Consider the following 19,270-nt stretch of genomic DNA (forward strand, 5'->3'; position numbering starts at 1 on the left):
ATTCGACAAGGGCTTAAGTCTATCGCTGGAACCAAAGCGGCATCAGCGCGCGGTCCTTGGGCGGCCACCCTTGGACGTTGGCGCGCCCTCGCGATGGCTGGTCGCCCATTCGATCACTTCCGCGGCGCTCCAGCGCGGCGTGCCACGCACTCCGGCTACCGTCGGCAAACGGATCGCTTTGGGAAATCCTGGCATCAACGCGTAGCGCTCGGACACTTGGCGGGAGCCAACCTTGAGGTAGGCAGCGATTTCCTTGGCGCTCCAGAGTTCAACGTCAATGGGGACGGGGCGTGCAATGCGCTGTGCAATCACGGTTGCAAGCGCGTCAAGCTCGGCATTCAGGGCTGGCAATTTGGTTGCTGTAAGCATGGGGCATCTCCTTGCGTCCATTTCACGTCACGCATCCTGAGTTGCAACCTCGAAAAACATGAAAATCACCCCATCATTTGGAGGCGTATAAAGGTGACTGGTGGCTTCTTGGTCAAGCTAGGAGGCCGTCGGACTTGAGTCCGAGCGAAGCCGAATGATTGGTGCGACGCGTTTTTTTGGACGGCGGCGCGCTGATCGAGCGCTCTCGATGATTGACGAGACACTGTGAGGGCGCATGGGGCCGCCTGAGGACTCGGTTTGGGCGTGATCGGGGCGCATTTTGCCCTCACGCCGCGCGCAGTACGTGCATGCGCTTGATGTTCCAGGCCATGGTCACCAAGCTCCATTCGCCTTGTGCCTTGGCCAGCCCGCGCATGCTCATCTGGCGCCAGCCCATCACCCGCTTGATGATGCCGAACACCGGCTCCACCGTCTGCTTGCGCAAGCTGTAGAGGGCTCGCCCGGCCTGTGTGCTCAGCCGGTGCGCCATCTGCACCACCGGGTCCGTCGTCTGGGGTTCGGGCGCATCGGATGCGAAGCGCTCCATCACGGGCGTGTGATGCGACTGCCTCTTGAGCGCCAGCAGCGGCTCGACCCCGGCATCGCCGCAGGCGATCACGTTGGCCTGGCTGAAGAAGCCGTTGTCCGTGATCAGTGACTGCACCTCGCCCAGCACCGCAGGCAACGCCACGATCTGCTCCAGCGTGGGCACGACTTCGCGCTTGTCGTTGGGTGCCTGGCTCACATGCCGGGTGATCACCATCATCGTCTCGGTGTCCACGCCGGCTTGCGCGTTATAGCTTTGCTCGAAGCCCCCACCCGACACGGGCATGATGCGCGACTCCTCATCCGTGAGGTTGACTTGGTCGCTGCTCCGGGGGCCGGCCTGGGGCGGCTCGGGGTCCTTGCCGCGCGGCGTCCGTGCGGCCTCGCGCTGAGACTTGCGCTTGGCCGTCTTCGCCTCGTACTCCTGCTGCTCGCCCAGATGACGCTCGGCCGCGCGCTGCTCGATCCTGGCCTTGGCCTGTGCAATGGCGCTCAATCGGTCTTCACGCCGAGCGATCTCCGCCGGCACGTCCATGCCATCGGGCACCGCCGCGCGATCGCTGTTCTCGGCCAGCGCCAACAGGGTTTGCACTTCCTGGCGCAACTGCGCCTCGATCTTGTTGGCATGCGCCCACGACAAGGCCTTGTGCTTGCTGGCGTTGGCGTCGATCTTGGTGCCGTCCAGCGCGATGTGCCCGAGCTTGAGCAGCTTCATCTCGCGCGCCAGCACCAGCACCTGCACGAACAGCGCCTCCACCTCCCTCAAGAAGCGGCGGCGGAACGTCGCCAGCGTGTCGTGGTCAGGATGCGTGTTGGCCGCCACATAGCGGAACGCCACCGAGTCGTAGGTCGCGCGCTCGATCTTGCGGCTGGAATGCACGCCGTTGGCATAGCCGTCAATCAGCAGGCCCAGCAGCACTGCAGGATGGTGCGCCGCCGAACCCCGCCCCGCGTACTGCCGGGCCAGATCGCTCAGATCGAGCTGCTCGATGACTTCGACCACGAAGCGCGCCAAGTGATCTTTGGGCAGCCATTCGTCCACCGACGGCGGCAACAGATAGGCGGTGTCTCGGTCTACAGGAACGAAGCGGCTCATCGGGGCGGGCTGGGTTGTGCAGCAGCGATTGTCTCGGACAGTCTCAGCATCTGGAACACTGGAAAGCCCGACAAACTCCTAGGCAGGCGCGTCATGGCCGTGCCGCGGATGATCTCCGGAATCGTCCATGCGAAGGCGAAGGCGAAGGGCGACAAACTACCCAGCCCCTTCACATTGATGCCGCTGCGTGAAGGCTCCTAACAACGCACCCGTGAGCGCGTGGTAGCTCCCCATTTAGGCCAACAGCAGATAATCGGGCGCCACGGACAATTGCGCTCACTCCCGCGCGGTGCTCGATGGAAACCAGGATATTCCTGCGAAAAACTCGTCGAGCCCGAAGCACAGACCGATCCAGGCCGCGAAGGCTGATCGGAATGCCCGGCCTTCGCGCCCGGGAGCCATGACAAGCTATACGAAAAATCCGCCGACCGTGAGGCATGCCGTGTAACCCTGGTCGCCGTGGCCGAACGACAGCCCAAGGCACACGCCAAGGATGACGGCCATGAACGCTTGCGCAAGCGCTCACGGCAAGACGGCCCTGTTGTACTTTGATATGGACGCGCCCGATACGATCTTTAGAGGTGTCAGCAAACAAAGTGGACCTTGGCGGAAAACCCGGACCGTTCGCTGGAGTGTTTTGAATCGGATCAAGGACTTGCAAGTGGATGACCTGTTGCGGCGCCCAATTTCTGGGGTGCATCGGGCGCGATGAATGCCAAAGCGGCCGTGCAGGGATAAGACCAGATCGCGCACGCCTGGCTCGAGAACCTCAGGGCGTGCGGTCGGGTCGGCAACACAGATCGTTCGAATGCGCATGAAAGGCTCACGCCATGCGCGTCGCCACCTTCCAGAACCCGCGCGCATTCGCCAGCACGGGCCTGGGCAGCACGCTGAAATCCACCCCGGCGAAGACATCGCGCATGGCATCCTCGAAATACTGCGCGCCGCCTCCAGCCAGGATCAGGTGGTCAACTCGCACCTTGTTCGATTGCTGGCTGCGCTGGAGCATCTCGGCTATACGCTGCGCGATGATCCTGGCGCCCTTGCGCACCGTCTGGCGATACTCCGAGAAATCGATGCTGCCGACGCCGACCAGGGAAATCCTGCCGCGCTCCAGCCCGTCCTCGACCGTCTGGATGTCGACACGCGCATTGGGGTGCTTGCGAGTGATCGCCACAGACACGTCCTTGAGCAACTCCGACACCCCACCGTCGAACGCCCCGGACAGATCCGGGATGATCACGTGGCCGCGCATGGCGAACCAGTCGAACGTCTTGTAGCCCGGGTCGGCCACGATCACCGTATCGCCTTCCGGGGGCGGCACGGTCAGGCGTCCGCGCCAATCCGTCATCGCGCCGACCGGCTGCGGCATGACCTTGATCGCCTTCGCCCGCACGAACACCGTGTCCTTCCCATAGGCGGCACGAAGCTTTGCCGGGACCGGAACCTCAAACCCCTTGCCCATTTCGGCCGCCAGACCCTCCCGGAACTTGCCGAAGCTGTAGACAGGCAGGCCAACGACGAGCGCGTCGACCCACTCGACCACCTCGCCGAGATCCTTGAACGCCATGTGCAGGGCTCCCGCGACCAGCGCGCGGTATTGCGGGGTATGGATGTAGTCGTCGTGCAGCGTGCGGCCATACACCGCAGTGGACGGGCCGACGACATAATGGCGGCCGTCGACCAGCACCAGCACCTCGTCAGTCTGCCCGGCAGAGGACAGGGCGCGGTAATCCTCCAGGTCGCGGATTTCGTGCGCCACCGATGGGATGATGACGTTGTGCTCAGGCCCGGCATCGGTGGACCAGACGCCCTTGGTGTTGCCATAGCCCACGTCCAGGCCGAGGTTGAAACGAATGACTGCCATATTGAAACTCCAGGTTGAAAGGTTGTGCGCCAGTAGGCGCGATTAGCTGAGGTTGCTGAAATCGAGGTCGTCGATGAACGTGTCCACATGCCCGGGATCTGAAACCGATGGTGCGGCCGCCTGATGGGCGGCCAATGAGGCAGGCATGGGTTGTTGCGCGGCGCCTTGCCCATAGAGCATGGCCGTGCCGGTGTAGATGACTTGCTGAATCGCTCGGGCGCGATGCTGCTTCCCGGGGCCATGCGGGAGACGGATCAGGTGCTCATACAATGGCTTCATACCCGGGTCGTCCGGATCGATGGTGAGATTGAAACGCACGGTTTTCCTTCACGATTTGGTGATTGCTGGGAATGACGCCATGGCAGCGCATTCATCCAACGTGGAGCAACTTGGCTACGTGACGCGGACCGAGTTTGAGTCGAAAAAACAAGCCCAACCACGTCAAGGCCATGCAGTTGTTCTACACCGACATCGTGCCTGCGCAAGTCGATGCCGCCCGACTTGAAAACCGATCGATTCGACCGACGATTCCACGTGCACAAACCATCGATTCGGTTTAGGCTGCAACCAGCCCATCATCGGGCACCTTTTCGCAACCCCGCATCAGCGGAATGAGTCTTCGACCGGCATGCCCGGTTTCTTGCGCCGCTCCCGAGGCGCCAAGACAGGGTCTCGTAAGAGACCATCGCACCATGCCGCCGCCAGGCGGTTTTTTTGACGCCCCTCAGCAAAAAAAACAGCAGAACCCTGAGTGAGGCACGAACCGAGTCCACACGCGCCTTAGCGGGCATAAAAGACACCCTACACATTCCAGTAGGGCAGATAAGTAGTCGCTTGAGAAGCTGGGCCAGGCAGCCCGCACCGGCGTTTCGCACTCACCCTTGCGGGTGTAGCGAGCACGGTTGCCGCCATGTATCCCGAGGGAGCATGGCCGCCCGACCAAGGTCGGGTCTCGGAACATTCAAGCGTTGATGCCGCGCGCCGGGTCGCTCCGGCAGCATCCGCATGGCCCCCGTCAGCGGGCCGGTTCCCTCTTTGCGGAGGGAGATCACGTACCGCAAGGGCGTGACTCACAAAAGCCGTGGCGACGGTTGCGTGAGAATTCGGGACTCCTGAAGGTAAATCGCCCCTCGTATACGAGTGCAAGGCAGGACCCGGGGCCTTATCCGTGGCGACGAAGAGCACCGTCTGACGTGCTCACACCACCGCCCGTCTGATGCCGTGCGGGCAGGCTCTTTACCCTGATTGCACGCGCCGGGATGATTGGCGATATGCGCCGCGGCCCTCCCAGGAGAACTGGCGGCTTGCGCCGCGGCGGGAGCAACGAAAGCTCTCCGTGATGGGCTGGTTTTTGCGTCAGCGTGCGCCGCGGCTACCTCTACCTTGACGGTTTCAGGAAGGAGCAGCCATGGCGACAGCCGCAGAAACCAAGCCGATCATCCGCCTCGACTTCGAAGGCAACCCCATTCTGGTGCAGATGGGGGAGGATGGAAGTGTCTGGTACACCGCCAAGCCCTTATGCACGGCGCTTGGTTTTAAGAAGATGGCGGAAGCCATTGAGCGGCACGTCAAGCTAGGCGATCAGCAGTCTCGAGGCGTGCCGACGGGAGGCGGCGTGCAGCAGATGATGCACGTCAACGAAGCCGGGATGCAGGCACTGGTAGCAGCTAGCCATCGGGTTGCCACGAGACGCTTCAAGAAGTGGATCGCTGCTGGCGTGATTCACGCCGCTGTGCGCGCTATGGAAGCTCAAGACGGCGAGGTGCTTGGAGACAGGCTCGATGGAATGACGGAATTCAAGCCGATTGCGAAGACTATTGCAGCCAAAGAATGCAGGCCGGTTGATACAGGGCGACAAGCGTCATGTCAAGCGCCGCACGGGCAGGGAGCACAAATTCAGCCAGCGGCAGATCAGCAGGAACCGGCCATGAGCACACACGATTCAACGAGCGGTCAGATCATCCATTTCGCATTCGGCGGTAAGACCGTACGAGCCGTCCACGACGAATCTGGGGAGCCGTGCTTTGTCGGCAAAGACGTCTGCGACGCGCTGGGTTATGCAGACCACATCAATGCCATAAAGCAGCATTGCCGTGGGGTGGTGAAACGCCACCCCATCATCGACAGCCTGGGACGCACCCAGGAAGTGCGCGTCTTGTCCGAGCCCGATGTGATGCGCCTGATCGTCAGCAGCAAGTTGCCAGCCGCCGAAGCCTTTGAGCGGCTTGTGTTCGAGGAAATCCTGCCGACGATCCGCAAGACAGGTCGCTACAGCGCGGAAAAGGAAGCACCCCCAGCCCTTGGCCCGATCCAGGCCCCCGGCACGCAAGAAAAGCTGCAAGGCGCGATGGACGTCGCCCGGGCATTGATCGGCATCGGCGAAGCGACACTCGGACGAGAAGGACTCAAGGCGCAAATCCCCAATCTCAGCCACCCGGAGGTCGCCCTCGGCCTGGCCGGGCTGGTCCTGAAAAACAAGCGCTTCCTGCTGACGCTAGACGACCTCGAGCATCCGGTGATCCGTCCGCTCGAGAAAAACGAAATGATCATCCAGGCGAGCGGTAGCGAATGGATCGACAAGCTGCTCAGCGTCATGAACCAGGATCAACTCAAGGCCATGGCGCGGTTTGCCATGGCGCGGATCGTTTGAGGCGCTCGACGAGATAAGAAGCCATGATGCACGTAACGAAGATGATTGTTGTCCGGCGCGACTATCGAGGCCAGCCGCTCGTGGTGATGGTTCGCAACGGCCGGCCCTGGTTTGACCTCAAGGCCGTCTGTCTGGCGTTTGCAGGGCGATCGGGCATTGGTGCCGCCGATGTCGGCCAGCAGGCGGGGACAGGACTCAGGCGCGGCGGTGGGCATGGGGGTCAAGTGGCGATTTTGTAGCGCTTGAGCTTTTCCCATAAGGTCTTGCGGCTGATGCCGAGCAGTTCGGCGGTCTCGGCCATCTTGCCGCCGCGCTCGCTCACGGCCTGCGCGAGGTAGTCGCGCTCGGCCTGTGCCAGATAGTCGCCGAGCGGTACCGGCGCTTTGTGTGCATGCGGGGCGTGGCTCGGCGTGTTGCCCGAGCAGGGCAGGCCCGATTGTTCCCAGCGCACCCAGCAATCGGTGGCGAAGTGGTAGGCGCGATCGAGCACGGCGAAGAGTTCGCGCACATTGCCTTCCCAGGGCTGCACCTTGGCCCAGGCGACGAAGCGCGGGTCGAGGCGTTTGGATTGGCCGGTCTTGGCGTTGAGCGCCTCGACATGGCGATGCGCCAGCCAGGCGATGTCGTCGGCTCGCTCGCGCAGGGGCGTGAGGTGGATGGGCACGCCGCTGATGCGAAACAGCAGGTCCTGGCGGAAGGTTCCGGCGTCGACCATCTTGTCCAGCGGCTTGTGCGTGGCACACACCAGGCGCACCGAGACGTGCACGTTTTTTTCGCTGCCGATGCGGCGCACCTGCCCGTCCTGCAGCACGCGCAGCAGCTTGGCCTGTACGGCAAGCGGCATGTCGCCGATTTCGTCGAGGAACAGCACCCCGCCGTCGGCCTGTTCGAACACGCCGATGTGGCGCTTGTGCGCGCCGGTGAATGCGCCGCTCTCGTGACCGAACAGCTCGGATTCGAGCAGCCCGCCGTGAATCGCCGCGCAGTTGACGGCCACCATCGGCAACGCGCGCTTGCCCGCATGGTTGGCTGCCATGCGGGCGTGGATGTGCTGCGCCACCACTTCCTTGCCGGTGCCGGATTCTCCCTGGATCAATACGGGTAGGTCGAGCGCGGCGATGCGGTCGATCAGCCGCTCCAGCGCCTGCGCCGCAGGCGAGATGCCGAACCAGACATCGCTCGTCTGCACGCCGGGGAGCATCCATTCGCGGATGCGCTGCATCAGCGCGTCGACGTCGAAGGGCTTCTGGATGTAGTCCCACGCGCCTTCGCGTACCAAGCGCACGGCCTGCTCGACCGAGCCGTAACCCGTCATGAATACCAGCGGCGGACAGCAGCCGCCATAGCGCTGCATCATGGTGGCGAGCATGCTGCCGCCATCGCCGTCGGGCAGGCGAATGTCACTCAGCACCAGAGGATACAGGCGGGTCTGCAACGCGGCGCACGCCTCGGCGAGGTCGCGCACCCATTCGACGGTGTAATACTCCAGACGCAGGCGCTGCTGCAGCGATTCGCCCATGATGGGGTCGTCCTCGACGACCAGGACGGCGGGATCGGTCACGGCAATCTCCTCGGGTGGCCCTAGTTCATGGCCGGGCGCTATGCGACTATCGTATATCCGGATGTTCGTAATCATCGCCGCAGGGGGATGTCGATGGTCGCGGTGGTGACGCCGCCGGTGTGGGCAAGCTTGAGCGTGCCGCCGACGTCGCTCAGCAGGCGGCGGCTTTCCCACAGGCCGAAACCCGATCCTTCCGGGAAGCTCGTCGGCGCAATGTCCGAGAGCAAGGCGGCGGACGGCGCGGTGCCGCGGTTGCGCACCTGCACGCGCAGGGCATCGCCCAGCATGTCGACCTCGAGTTCGAGGGTCGAGCCGGGCTCGGCGGCGTGGCAGGCGTTGAGCAGGATGTTGAGCGTGGCCTGGCGCACCGGGCCGGCGGCCACGGGGATGCGCACGGGAATGTCGAACCGGGTCTGCAGTTCGATCCCGCGCTCATGCTGGCAAGGGCCGATCAGTTCGACCAGATCATGAAAGTCCTGCCGGGCCAGATCGCGCTCGGCCGGCCGGGTCTGCGCCAGCAGCGCCTGGGCGGTGTTGCGCAATTGCTCCAACCCGCGGTCGAGCAGGTCGAGTGTCTGGCGCGTCGTGTCGTCGTACTGGCCGAAGCGTTGCGCCGTGTGCAGGGCATTGAGCATGCCGCCGAGCGGGTTGTTGATCTCGTGCGCGGTCGCAGCGGCCAGCGCCCCCACGGCGGCGAGTTTTTCCGCGCGCTGGGCGCGTTCTGCTTGCTCCAGCAGCCGTGCGAAGGCTGCGGCGAGCGCGCCCACTTCGTCGCGCCGGGCCGCGAGTTCGGCGCTGATGCGGCGGGTGTCGTCGCCGTTGCGGCGCATCGATTCCTGCAGGCGCACCAGCGGGGCGAGCATGCGACGGGTGAGCATCCACACGATGGGCACGAACACGGCCACGGCCAAGAGGGTGATCGCGGTGATCCAGCGGGTCATCGAGCGCAGGCGCTGGCGGTACAGGGCGTCGCTCACCGCATAGACCAGGGTGCCGACCCCCGCGTCCGAATCGGCGCGCAGGGCACTGACGTAAATGCGCCAGTTGCCGCTTTGGATCGGGGGCGACAGCCCCGGATGGGTGCTTGCCACGCTCAAGGGCGAACTGACCTGCAGCGAACCCGGTGCCCACAGGGGTGTCCACACCGGCGGCCTGGCCGTGGGGAACAGCGTGGGGTCGGAGCTGGCGAACACCCGCCCGCCAGGGCCGATGAGCACCGCTATCGAGGCGCTGTGCGGCGGCGAATCGACCTGGTCGCCGGCGACGGAGGTCAGCGCCTCGTAGGCGGCCCAGACGTTGTCTTGTTGAATCAAGGTTGGCAGACTCTTGTTCCACGCTGCCATGGCCTGGAACGCGCCGGCGTCGACGTCCTCGATTAGATACTGCCGCGTCAGCAGACCCAGCCCCGCGGCCATCAGCAGCGCGGTGAGGGCGACCAGGGTTGCCGCGATCAAGGGCAGGCGCAGTAGCAGGGCGCCTTTCCAGGTGGCGCGCTCCTGCCGAGGCACCGCGTCCGGGCGCTGCGCCGTGTCGAGTGCGATCGCGAGGTCGTGTGATGCCGCGTTCATGCGGTTTCGTAAATGGCGGAAAGGGGAATCGGCGGATGCGTGCCGTCGAGAATCGCCGCGAGCTCGGCGATGCCGCCGAACCAGCTTTCCTGCGGCGCGAGGAAGTCTTCCAGATCCAGACTGCGCAGCAAGGCCCGGCCTTGCGCGTCGTCCTTGGCCGAGAGCAAGGCATGCTGCAGGCGCATGTGTAGCATGGGAACGAGGTTCTTGCGCGTGACGATGGGCGGAAAGCCGTAGCGCTGCGATTTGGCGACGATGCGCGTTTTCAACGCCGCCTGCGATTGGCGCCGGTTGAGCACCTCCCAGATGTAGCCGTCGACCGTGCCCGAATCGGCCAGGCCGCTTCCCACCGCCTCCACCACCTTGTGCAGCGAGTAGGTGTAGAAGGTGCCGCGGAAAAAGCTTTGCGGCGTCTGGCCGAGCGCGCGCAGCGCCACCACCGGCACCAGATAACCCGAGTTGGACAGCGGATCGTCGAACGCAAACACGTCGCCGCGCAGGTCGCGGATCGAGTGCGCCTGGGTGCGCCGCGCCGCAGCGATGAGGTAGCTCTGGTACCAAGGCTGCCCGTGCCAGCCGGGCTGTGCGCACAGCCGCACGAAACCCTTGGCCACGACATAGGGAAATCCGCAAATCCATGCCGCCTCCATTTCGTCCGAGCGCAGCGCTTCCAGGGCTTCCTGGTAGCTCGACTTCTGGATGATCTGCACCGGCCCGCCGAGCTGCACCTGCAGGAACTGCTGCCAGAGGTGGATCGCGCCGTCGTGCAGGAACACGTCGGTCACGCCGAAGCGGAACGGCGGCTTGCCGCTACGCGCAGGACTTTGCCCGAAAGCGCTGGATACGGCGCTGCAGGTCGCGGCGGCGAGAAGGGTTCGGCGGTGCATGGTGGCGTCCTCTGCGTTACGAAAACGAAACGCTCACGAACTGGCGCGTTACCCGGCGGTAACGCCATTGGCGGTGCGCGCCGTCGCCGTGAGACGCAAGTGCTTGATTCGGCACGATCACGGCGCTCGGGTCGAAGCTGGCACGTCCATTGCAAAAGCATGAAGCGCGATTGAGCGTTTCACAACAACCCCGAGGAGGCATCATGACCGAAAAAGTATCGCGTCGCATTTTTCTCAAAGTCGCCGGAACCAGCGTAGCAGGCGTGGGCGCTGCCGTCAGCCCGGTCGGCTCCGCAATGGCCGCAGGCGGTGACCAAGCTGCGATTCAGGCGGCAGCCGGCATGGCTGTGCTGCCCTACCCGAAAACCGCGGTGGGCAAGGCCAAGGCGATGCAGGCCAACACCCCGGTGTCGTTCAGCTACCCGGACGCCGATTCGCCCTGTGTGGCGATCAAGATGGGCCAGCGCGTGGCCGGCGGTGTTGGCCCGGACGGCGACATCGTCGCTTACAGCAATCTTTGCACCCACATGGGCTGCCCCTTGATGTACGACCCGGCCACGCAGCGTTTCAAGTGCCCCTGTCACTACAGCATGTTCGATCCCGAGAAGTCGGGTCAGATGATCTGCGGCCAGGCGACCGAAGATCTGCCGCAAATCCAACTCGAGTACGACCCGGCCTCCGACAGTGTTCGCGCCGTGGCCGTCACCGGCCTGATCTACGGCCGCCAGGCCAACGTGCTGTAAGCCCATCACCGTCAGGAGACGAACACCATGTCGCAATTCAAGGATCGTGTCGCGCTGCCGCCGGCAGATGCGCAAAAAACCAATTTGACCTGCCATTTCTGCATCGTGGGCTGTGGCTACCACGCCTACACCTGGGATGCCGACCGCGAGGGCGGGCGAGCGCCCCACCAGAACGCGCTGGGGCTTGATTTTCGCAAGCAGCTTCCGCCCTTCGCCACCATCATGACCCCGGCGATGACCAATGTCCTGACCGACAAGAACGGCAAGCGTAAAGCCGTCATGATCGTGCCTGACAAGGCCTGCGTCGTCAACCAGGGGCTGAGCTCAACCCGCGGGGGCAAAATGGCGTCCTACTTCTACAACGCAGATGGCCTCACCAAAGAGCGTCTGCTTCACCCCCGTGTCTACTATGGTGACCAATGGATGGACACCTCCTGGGACTACGCCCTCCAAGTTTATAGTGGCATGGTCAAAAAAATTCTGGACGAAGATGGTCCAGACGAAATCGCTGTGGCCATGTTTGATCACGGGGGCGCCGGTGGAGGTTTCGAGAACACCTGGGGCACCGGCAAGCTGATCTTCACCGGTATCCAGACCCCGACGGTACGCATCCATAACCGTCCGGCGTACAACTCCGAATGCTTCGGCAACCGTGACATGGGCATATTCGAGCTCAACAACAGCTACGAAGACGCCGAACTCGCCGACGTGATCTGGTCGATCGGCAACAACCCCTACGAGAACCAGACCAACTACTTCCTCGTGCACTGGCTGCCCAATCTGCAGGGCGGCACGGTGGACAAGAAGAAGAAAATGTTCCCCGGCGAACCGGTCGGTCCGGGCAAATTCATCTTCGTCGACCCGCGTCGCAATCCGTCGATTTCGATTTGTGAGGATCTGGCCAAGGATCAGGTTCTGCACTTGGCGATCAATCCTGGCAGCGATGGCGCCCTGTTCAATGGCTTGTTGACCTACATCGTCGATCAAGGCTGGATCAACAAGGACTTCATCGCCAAGCATACGGAAGGTTTCGAGGCCGCCGTCAAGGCCAACGCCATGTCGTTGGACGAGTGCAGTCGCATCACCGGCGTTCCGGTGGCGCAGATCAAGCAGGCTGCGGAGTGGAGCTACAAACCCAAGGCTCCGGGTAAGCAGCCACGCACCATGCATGCCTTCGAGAAAGGCATCATCTGTGGCAACAACAACTACGTCACTGAACAAGCCATCGGTGCCGTTGTCGTGGCCACGCACAATGTGGGCAGCCGACGTGGGACAGGCTGGGTGCGCATGGGCGGTCACCAGGAAGGTTACACACGGCCCCCATATCCGGAACCCAAGTCCCGCTATCCGGCCGCCGACTTTCCCATTCCGCGCCATGACAAGTTGATCGAGGTTGATACCTACCTCATCAATGGCAAGGGCAAGATGATGACGTTCTGGGCGTGCAACACATTCCAGACCACCAACAATGCCCAGGCTCTGCGCGAAGCCGTCATTCGCCGCAGTCAGATCGTCAAACAGGCCATGGGCCAGGCCCGTGGCGCCACGCCCAAGGAGATGGTGGACGTCATCTACAAGGCAACGCAAAAGGGCGGGTTGTTTGTCGGGATGATGGATATCTACCCCACGATGATTGCCGAGGCGGCCCATGTGATGTTTCCGGGTGCTCTGCCGGGAGAAATGAACCACACCTCGATGAACGGTGAGCGCCGCCTGCGCATGTCCGAGAAGTTCATCGATCCCCCAGGCGAAGCCTTGCCCGACTGTCTGACCGCCGCGCGTATCGCCAACACCATTCGCGTGATGTACGAGGCCGAAGGCAATGCCAAGATGGCCAAGCGCTTCGAAGGTTTCGAGTGGACAACCCCAGAAGATGCCTTCAATGATGGATTCCGCCAGGTCGGTCGACCGGGCGCGCCCAAAATCGACAGCGAGGGTTACGCCACGGGCTACATGGCCACGTATGCACTGCTGCGCAAAGCTGGCAACAACGGCGTGCAGATGCCGATCAAGCAGGTTGATGGAGACAAGCTGCTGGGTTCGCCGACGCTTTATCCCGACGACAAGTTCGACACGCCCAATGGCAAGATCCAGGTCTTTCCAGCGAAGTGGGATGGTTGGCTCAAACAGGCAGCCGAGGTCAAGGCCAAGTACAAATTCTGGATCAACAACGGCCGGTTCAACGAAGTCTGGCAGTCTTGGTACAACAACCAATACGACCCCTTCATCATGGACCGTTACCCGATGGCGGTGATCCAGATGAATCCTGCGGATATGGCGACCCTCGGCGTCAAGCCGACCGATGTGGTCGAAATCTACAACGACTACGGCACCACGATGGCCATGGCCTACCCGGAGCCGACCATCAAGCCCAACCAGTCCTTCGTCGTCTTCGGCGCTCCCAAAGGGGTCGTGGGTTCCGTCGTGACCACTGCAACGGATGTGCATTTCCTCGAGTACCACAAGGGAACCTGGGCCGACATTCGTCGGGTCGGCTCGATGCCCGACTGGAAACGTACGGTCTCGACCAAGAGCCGCATGTACGGGGTTTGAATCGCCCCCATTCCCCCAGGCCGAGATGGCCTGGGGGAACCGCTGTCCTCCTCCTCGGGCGGCAGTTCCTTGGGCTCCTACCCTGGAGCCCATTTTTTGAATGCGGGAGTCAGTGCATTCCATGTCAAGCCATCAAAATTGAGGAACACGATGAACAAACTTCTTTTGTGCACATCCCTGGCCTTGTTCGCTGCCCAAGCCTGGGCCGCCCCTGACATGATGGCTCTGGCCAAGCAGAAGAACTGTCTGGGCTGCCATGCGGTGGACGCCAAGATCGTCGGCCCCTCCTACAAGGCCGTGGCCGAGAAATACGCTGGCAAGCCCGGTGCCGAGCAAATGCTGGTCAATGCCGTGATGCATGGCCATGTCGGCACCTGGGGTCAGGTGCCGATGCCGGCCAACGCCGATGTCACCCCGGCGCAGGCCAAGCAGTTGGTCGAGTGGATTTTGAGTCTGAAGTAAGCCCGTAGGCCAGAGGGCGGACCAGCCGAGGTCTCATTGAAAGAGGCCTCGGCTGGCATAACCGCCCACAATCTCTCAGGGAGTTCCCGTCTTCCCACACCGCCAAGCATGCGCTACCAACTTCCTTTTGCCCGCGACATGGGCAGCAACACGGGTTTGGGCGGACAAACCTTGCGCAGGCCTCTCGGCACGCGGGAGGATGACGCCACTGCGGTCTTCGAGGCCGCTGCCGAATTGTTCGCCGCCCTGTCATCCCCGATGCGATTGAGCATCGTCTGCCACCTGCGCGAGCAGGACATGAACGTGCAGCAGATTGCCAACCGGATCGGCAGCAGCCAGCCCAACACGTCCCTGCATTTGCGCCAACTGCACCAGATCGGCATTGTGGATCGGTCGAGGAGCGGCCAGTCGGTGACGTACCGCATCCGCAACAGCTTTGTCGCCGATCTGTGCGACATCGTCTGCCCAGGCCATTGAGGGCGCGTGCAACAGCACTTGATCAGACCTCACCGCCATGCATACCCCACCAGCCTCGCGCTCCAAACCCACACCCACGCACGAACTGCCGTTCGGGGCGACCCTGCGCAAGCTGCTCCTGATCATCCCGGCGAGCTTCGCGCTGCCCGTGATCGTCCTGCTTCTGATCGCTTCCTACCTGTCCAACACAGTGGGACCAAACCCGGATTCGTCGCCGATGTCCACCCGCGCCATCGCTCGGCGCATTGCACCAGTGGCACAACTCGTGGTCGCATCCGGCCCTCGAATGGCCGAAGAGTGGAACGCCGCCTCGCTCTCCGCGGCAGCGCCGACACCGAACGCCCAGGCCAAGACACCGGCCACCGCCCACGCGCCTGTGGGCGGCACCAGCGCTTCGGCCATGCTGACCCTGGCCCGGCGGAAGAACTGCCTGACCTGCCATACCGCCGATCACAAGGTCGTCGGCCCCGCGTACGAGGCCGTGGCCGAGAAATACGCGGGCAAACCCGGTGCCGAGCCGATGCTGGTCAATGCGGTGCTGCACGGCCGGCGTCGGCACCTGGGGCCAGGTGCCGATGCCGGCCGAACCGGGTACCAACTCGATCGAGCTGCCCTCGGCATATTTTGACTTTCCTATGTCCAACGCCATGACTCTCGCGGAACCGATCGACTACGCCGAACTCATTTGCGAGCTCGTGCGCAAACGCCAGCAGACCTCACCCAAGCGGCTGGGCGAACCCGGCCCAGATGCCGGGCAGGTTCGCGAACTCTTCACCGCCGCTGCACAGGCGCCCGACCACGGTTTGATCCTGCCCTGGCGCTTCGTGCATGTCTCGGACGCCGGGCGCCAGCGGCTCGGCGAGGCGTTCGTGCAAGCCCTGCTCGAACGCGACCCCGACGCCACCGCGCAGCAACGCTCCGAGGCACGGGCCAAGGCTGCGCGCGCGCCCTTCCTGGCGCTGGCCATCGCCCGCCCGCACGACGATGCCAGCCCCGAGATCCCGCCGCGCGAGCGCCTGGTCTCGCTCGGCTGTGCACTGCAAAACATGCTGCTGCTGGCGCACGCCCAGGGCTTCGGCGCCGGGCTGGTCAGCGGGCAGGCGATGGAGTCGAGAGCCTTGCGCGACTTGTTCAGGCTTGCCGACAACGAACAAGCGGTTTGCTTCATCGCTGTCGGCACGGTGGCCAAAGCCAAGACCAGCCGGGTGCGCCCGTCGCCTGTCGATTTCGTCGAGACGTTGTGAAACTTTCAGTCGACGCACGGAGATTTCGATGCAGACATCACCCCGAAAAACCACCCACCAAGTCGTGTATTTCGCCCAGAGTTTTCACCGCGGTGAGCCCGACCAGCGCAGCATGGTGCTGGCCATCGGCTCCCAAGGCTATGTCGAAACCGCAGCGCGCGCGCACCGTGATCTGCATCCCGAGGACGGCGTTGCCGTCTATCGGGCACTCATGGACGAGCCCACACCGATGAGCTATCGCCTTGTGGACTACTTCAGTTCCGAGCTCGGCGAAGCCTGGCATGAGGGTTTCGCCCCGCACTACCAGCATGGATTGCTCGAGTGACGCACGCCCCGCAGATTTTTGCCAACACCCTCGCGACGACCGACCAGGCCCAAGAAGGTGACGCACTGGAGGCGGTGTTCCAGGAGGCCGCCGAACTCTTCGCAGCCCTCGCTTGCCCGACGCGGTTGCAGATCGTCTGCCAGTTGCGCCACGGCGACCAGACCGTGCATGGACTGGTTGACTGCATCGACAGTTCCCAACCCAATATCTCGGGCCATCTGCGCCTGCTCAGACAGGCCGGCATCGTGCGCCGCGAGCGTAGCGGGCGACAGGTCACGTACCGCCTGAGCAGCACACTGGCCGACGCCTTGTGCGCAGCAGTCTGCATCGTCAACTGAGATGCCGCACGCGCTGCATCCATCCCGCCCTCAGCCCCTGTATGTCCGAGCGAACCATTCCCATCGTCGATCACCGCTACGCCTCCAGCGTGCCGGCCGTTCCCGCGCACTCCCTCGCGCCCGGTGCGCTGCTGGCCGACAAGTTGGGCCGGCCGCTGCACGATCTGCGCATCTCCATCACCGATCGCTGCAATTTCCGCTGCACCTATTGCATGCCCAAAGAGGTGTTCGACGCGCATTACGAATTCCTGCGCCACGCCGATCTGCTGCGCTTCGAGGAAATCGAGCGCCTGGCGCGCGTGTTCGTCGGCTTGGGCGTGCGCAAGCTGCGCATCACCGGCGGTGAGCCGCTGCTGCGCAAGGGCGTGGAGGACCTGGTGGCCATGCTCGCCGCCATCCGCACGCCGGACGGCGAGCCGGTGGAACTGACCATGACCACCAACGCCTCCATCCTCGCGCGCAAGGCCGAAGCACTGGCGCGGGCCGGTTTGCACCGCGTGACCGTGAGCCTGGACGCCATTGACGACGCCGTCTTCCGCCGCATGAACGATATGGACTTTCCGGTGCAAACCGTGCTGGAAGGCATCGCCGCGGCGCAGGCCGCCGGACTGCATCCGGTGAAGGTGAACATGGTGGTGCAGCGCGGTGTGAACGACGACCAGATTCTGCCCATGATCGAGCATTTCCGCGGCAGCGGCGTCGTGCTGCGCTTCATCGAATTCATGGACGTGGGCAACACCAACGGCTGGCGCATGGATCAGGTGCTGCCCTCGGCCGAGTTGCTGGCGCGCATTGCCCAGCGCCACCCGCTGCACGCGCTCGACCCCACCGTGCTGGGCGAAACCGCCGAGCGCTGGCTGCTGGACGACGGCAGCCTTGAAATTGGCGCCATCTCCAGCGTCACCCAGGCCTTTTGCCACGACTGCAACCGCGCCCGCTTGTCGATGGAAGGCAAGCTCTACCTTTGCCTCTTCGCCAGCCACGGCCACGACCTGCGCGCCCTGCTGCGCGGCGACGCGCAGCAGGGCATACAACAGGCGAGCGACGCCGACTTGCAGGCCGCCCTCGCCCAAGTCTGGAGCCGGCGTGACGATCGCTATTCCGAGTTGCGCGGGTTTGATGGCGCAGGCTTGCTGCAGGCCGTGCGCAAGCCCGAGATGTTTGCCATCGGAGGGTGAGCGCATGTCCGCAAGCCTGACGTTTCCTGATCTCGCCGCCGTCGTCTGTTGCGTCGGCAGCTACGACCCCGACGCCCTGCGCGTCGATCAGGTGCAGGACATCATCGCCTGTTTTGTACGCTCCGTGCGCACCGCCGAGCGCGTCGATATTCGCGCCGCGCTCGGGCGCGTGCTCGCCGCAGACGTCATCGCTCCGTTCGACGTGCCCTCGCACGACAACGCCGGCATGGACGGCTACGCGCTGCGCGGCGCCGATCTGGCGGCCGGCGGCGCGGCGGCGCCCACAGTTGTCGGCAAAGGTTTGGCCGGCCATGCCTACACCGGCGCCGTGCCGAGCGGCGCCTGCGTGCGCATCATGACCGGCGCCGTCATGCCCGAAGGCTGCGACACCGTCGTGCCGCAGGAATTCGTGCGCTTGGAAGGCGACGTCGTGCACATCCCTGCAGGCGTGCTCAAGCCAGGCGACAACGCCCGCCAGCGTGGTGAAGACCTGCGCGCCGGTCAACCCGCACTGGCTGTGGGCAAGCTGCTGCGCCCGGCCGATATCGGGCTGGTTGCATCGCTCGGCTTACCTGAAGTAATGGTGTGGCGCAAGCTGCGCGTGGCCTTCATGTCCACTGGGGATGAACTGCGCAGCCTGGGCGAGCCACCCGCGCAAGGCAGCGTGTACGACAGCAATCGCTACACCCTTTGGGCCATGCTCACCCGCCTGGGCTGCGAGGTGCTGGACCTGGGCGTGGTGCGTGACGACCCCGCCGCGCTCGAAACGGCGCTGCGCCAGGCCTGCGAAAACGCCGACGCCGTCATCACCTCCGGCGGCGTCAGCGTGGGCGAAGCCGACCATATGCGTGCGGTCATGGCCTCGCTGGGCGACGTGGTGTTCTGGCGCATCGCCATGCGCCCAGGCCGGCCCATGGCCTTCGGCCGCATCGAAAGCGCGGGCCACGGCGCCATGCTGTTCGGCCTGCCCGGCAACCCGGTGGCCGTGATGGTGACCTTCTACCACTTCGTGCGCGAGGCCCTCTTGCACATGATGGGGGCGCAGATGCAGCCCCTGCCGCTGCTGAGCGTGGTCGCGCAGACCACGTTGCGCAAGCGTCCCGGGCGCACCGAATACCAGCGCGCCGTGCTCGAACGTCTGCCCGACGGGCGCCTGGCCACGCGCACCACCGGCGACCAGGGCTCCGGCATCCTGCGCTCCATGAGCCGGGCCGACGGCTTCATCGTGCTGCACCACGAACAGGGCAGCGTGCAGGCCGGCGAGTTGGTGGATTTTTTGCCGTTCGAGGGGCTGGTGTGATGCGAATCTTGCAAACGCGTTGTGGCCAGCTTCTCGTGGAATCGGTGTCCTTTTGGCTGTGGGCGAGGCAAGATGGTTTCCCGCAGACAAGATCGCGCGTCGACCG

Annotated in this window: 20 protein-coding genes; 12 read left to right on the forward strand and 8 right to left on the reverse strand. The window is 63.9% G+C overall.

What is annotated here, in order from left to right; genetic code table 11:
- Positions 1–42 precede the first annotated feature (42 nt).
- The 4 genes from BIO17B3_RS17185 to BIO17B3_RS17200 all read right to left on the reverse strand — a co-directional run bounded on the left by BIO17B3_RS17185 (position 43) and on the right by BIO17B3_RS17200 (position 4,196).
- Entirely contained in the window at positions 43–369 is a 327-nt protein-coding gene (locus BIO17B3_RS17185) for a hypothetical protein (RefSeq protein ID WP_013107026.1), read from the reverse strand.
- 286 nt (positions 370–655) lie between these two features.
- Positions 656–2,011 (reverse strand): IS1182 family transposase, encoded by a 1,356-nt coding sequence (locus tag BIO17B3_RS17190; RefSeq protein WP_094161998.1) that lies wholly within the window; start codon positions 2,009–2,011, stop codon positions 656–658.
- A gap of 823 nt (positions 2,012–2,834) precedes the next feature.
- Positions 2,835–3,878: a ParM/StbA family protein gene (locus BIO17B3_RS17195; RefSeq protein ID WP_156054949.1), complete on the reverse strand. Its 1,044-nt coding sequence runs from the start codon at positions 3,876–3,878 to the stop codon at positions 2,835–2,837.
- A gap of 42 nt (positions 3,879–3,920) precedes the next feature.
- Entirely contained in the window at positions 3,921–4,196 is a 276-nt protein-coding gene (locus tag BIO17B3_RS17200) for a hypothetical protein (RefSeq protein ID WP_094161275.1), read from the reverse strand.
- Positions 4,197–4,291: 95 nt separating this feature from the next.
- On the opposite strand from BIO17B3_RS17200, the gene BIO17B3_RS17205 reads away from it, so the two are divergent.
- Positions 4,292–4,438, forward strand: a complete 147-nt coding sequence (locus tag BIO17B3_RS17205) for a hypothetical protein (RefSeq protein ID WP_156054950.1) — start codon at positions 4,292–4,294, stop codon at positions 4,436–4,438.
- Between the two features lie 848 nt (positions 4,439–5,286).
- Positions 5,287–6,528: a Bro-N domain-containing protein gene (locus BIO17B3_RS17210; protein WP_094161276.1), complete on the forward strand. Its 1,242-nt coding sequence runs from the start codon at positions 5,287–5,289 to the stop codon at positions 6,526–6,528.
- Here the strand turns inward: BIO17B3_RS17210 and BIO17B3_RS17215 are convergent.
- The 4 genes from BIO17B3_RS17215 to BIO17B3_RS17230 form a co-directional block, all read right to left on the reverse strand.
- On the reverse strand, positions 6,483–6,743 hold the full coding sequence (locus tag BIO17B3_RS17215; RefSeq protein ID WP_141130618.1) for a hypothetical protein: 261 nt from the start codon (positions 6,741–6,743) through the stop codon (positions 6,483–6,485). The genes BIO17B3_RS17210 and BIO17B3_RS17215 overlap by 46 nt on opposite strands.
- Before the next feature lie 5 nt (positions 6,744–6,748).
- Positions 6,749–8,089, reverse strand: coding sequence for a sigma-54 dependent transcriptional regulator (locus tag BIO17B3_RS17220; RefSeq protein WP_013107020.1), 1,341 nt, complete (start codon positions 8,087–8,089; stop codon positions 6,749–6,751).
- Between the two features lie 71 nt (positions 8,090–8,160).
- Positions 8,161–9,657, reverse strand: a complete 1,497-nt coding sequence (locus BIO17B3_RS17225; RefSeq protein WP_013107019.1) for a HAMP domain-containing sensor histidine kinase — start codon at positions 9,655–9,657, stop codon at positions 8,161–8,163.
- Positions 9,654–10,544 carry a PhnD/SsuA/transferrin family substrate-binding protein gene (locus BIO17B3_RS17230; protein WP_013107018.1) on the reverse strand — a complete coding sequence of 297 codons (891 nt, stop codon included), beginning with the start codon at positions 10,542–10,544 and terminating at the stop codon, positions 9,654–9,656. The genes BIO17B3_RS17225 and BIO17B3_RS17230 overlap by 4 nt, the downstream gene beginning before the upstream one ends.
- Positions 10,545–10,747: 203 nt before the next feature.
- On the opposite strand from BIO17B3_RS17230, the gene BIO17B3_RS17235 reads away from it, so the two are divergent.
- The 10 genes from BIO17B3_RS17235 (at position 10,748) to glp (ending at position 19,164) form a co-directional block, all read left to right on the forward strand.
- Complete coding sequence (locus BIO17B3_RS17235) at positions 10,748–11,287, forward strand: arsenate reductase (azurin) small subunit (RefSeq protein ID WP_013107017.1); 540 nt, start codon at positions 10,748–10,750, stop codon at positions 11,285–11,287.
- A gap of 27 nt (positions 11,288–11,314) precedes the next feature.
- Entirely contained in the window at positions 11,315–13,840 is a 2,526-nt protein-coding gene (locus BIO17B3_RS17240; protein ID WP_156054951.1) for an arsenate reductase (azurin) large subunit, read from the forward strand.
- Positions 13,841–13,990: 150 nt separating this feature from the next.
- Positions 13,991–14,302 carry a c-type cytochrome gene (locus BIO17B3_RS17245; protein WP_156054952.1) on the forward strand — a complete coding sequence of 104 codons (312 nt, stop codon included), beginning with the start codon at positions 13,991–13,993 and terminating at the stop codon, positions 14,300–14,302.
- A gap of 108 nt (positions 14,303–14,410) precedes the next feature.
- Complete coding sequence (locus BIO17B3_RS17250; RefSeq protein ID WP_232054331.1) at positions 14,411–14,779, forward strand: metalloregulator ArsR/SmtB family transcription factor; 369 nt, start codon at positions 14,411–14,413, stop codon at positions 14,777–14,779.
- Positions 14,780–14,816: 37 nt separating this feature from the next.
- Positions 14,817–15,407, forward strand: a complete 591-nt coding sequence (locus BIO17B3_RS19510) for a hypothetical protein (protein WP_232054559.1) — start codon at positions 14,817–14,819, stop codon at positions 15,405–15,407.
- Between the two features lie 19 nt (positions 15,408–15,426).
- Positions 15,427–16,023: a nitroreductase gene (locus BIO17B3_RS17260; protein ID WP_031406930.1), complete on the forward strand. Its 597-nt coding sequence runs from the start codon at positions 15,427–15,429 to the stop codon at positions 16,021–16,023.
- A gap of 28 nt (positions 16,024–16,051) precedes the next feature.
- Entirely contained in the window at positions 16,052–16,348 is a 297-nt protein-coding gene (locus BIO17B3_RS17265) for a hypothetical protein (RefSeq protein ID WP_051849131.1), read from the forward strand.
- Positions 16,345–16,686 (forward strand): helix-turn-helix transcriptional regulator, encoded by a 342-nt coding sequence (locus tag BIO17B3_RS17270; protein ID WP_031406935.1) that lies wholly within the window; start codon positions 16,345–16,347, stop codon positions 16,684–16,686. Before BIO17B3_RS17265 ends, BIO17B3_RS17270 begins: the two co-directional genes overlap by 4 nt.
- Before the next feature lie 41 nt (positions 16,687–16,727).
- Complete coding sequence (gene moaA, locus BIO17B3_RS17275; protein WP_094159107.1) at positions 16,728–17,864, forward strand: GTP 3',8-cyclase MoaA; 1,137 nt, start codon at positions 16,728–16,730, stop codon at positions 17,862–17,864.
- Between the two features lie 4 nt (positions 17,865–17,868).
- Positions 17,869–19,164 carry a gephyrin-like molybdotransferase Glp gene (gene glp, locus BIO17B3_RS17280; protein WP_094161279.1) on the forward strand — a complete coding sequence of 432 codons (1,296 nt, stop codon included), beginning with the start codon at positions 17,869–17,871 and terminating at the stop codon, positions 19,162–19,164.
- Positions 19,165–19,270 lie beyond the last annotated feature (106 nt).

The sequence above is a fragment of the Thiomonas sp. OC7 genome, from assembly GCF_900634595.1.
In the GTDB taxonomy this organism is placed as follows: Bacteria; Pseudomonadota; Gammaproteobacteria; order Burkholderiales; family Burkholderiaceae_C; genus Thiomonas; species Thiomonas arsenitoxydans.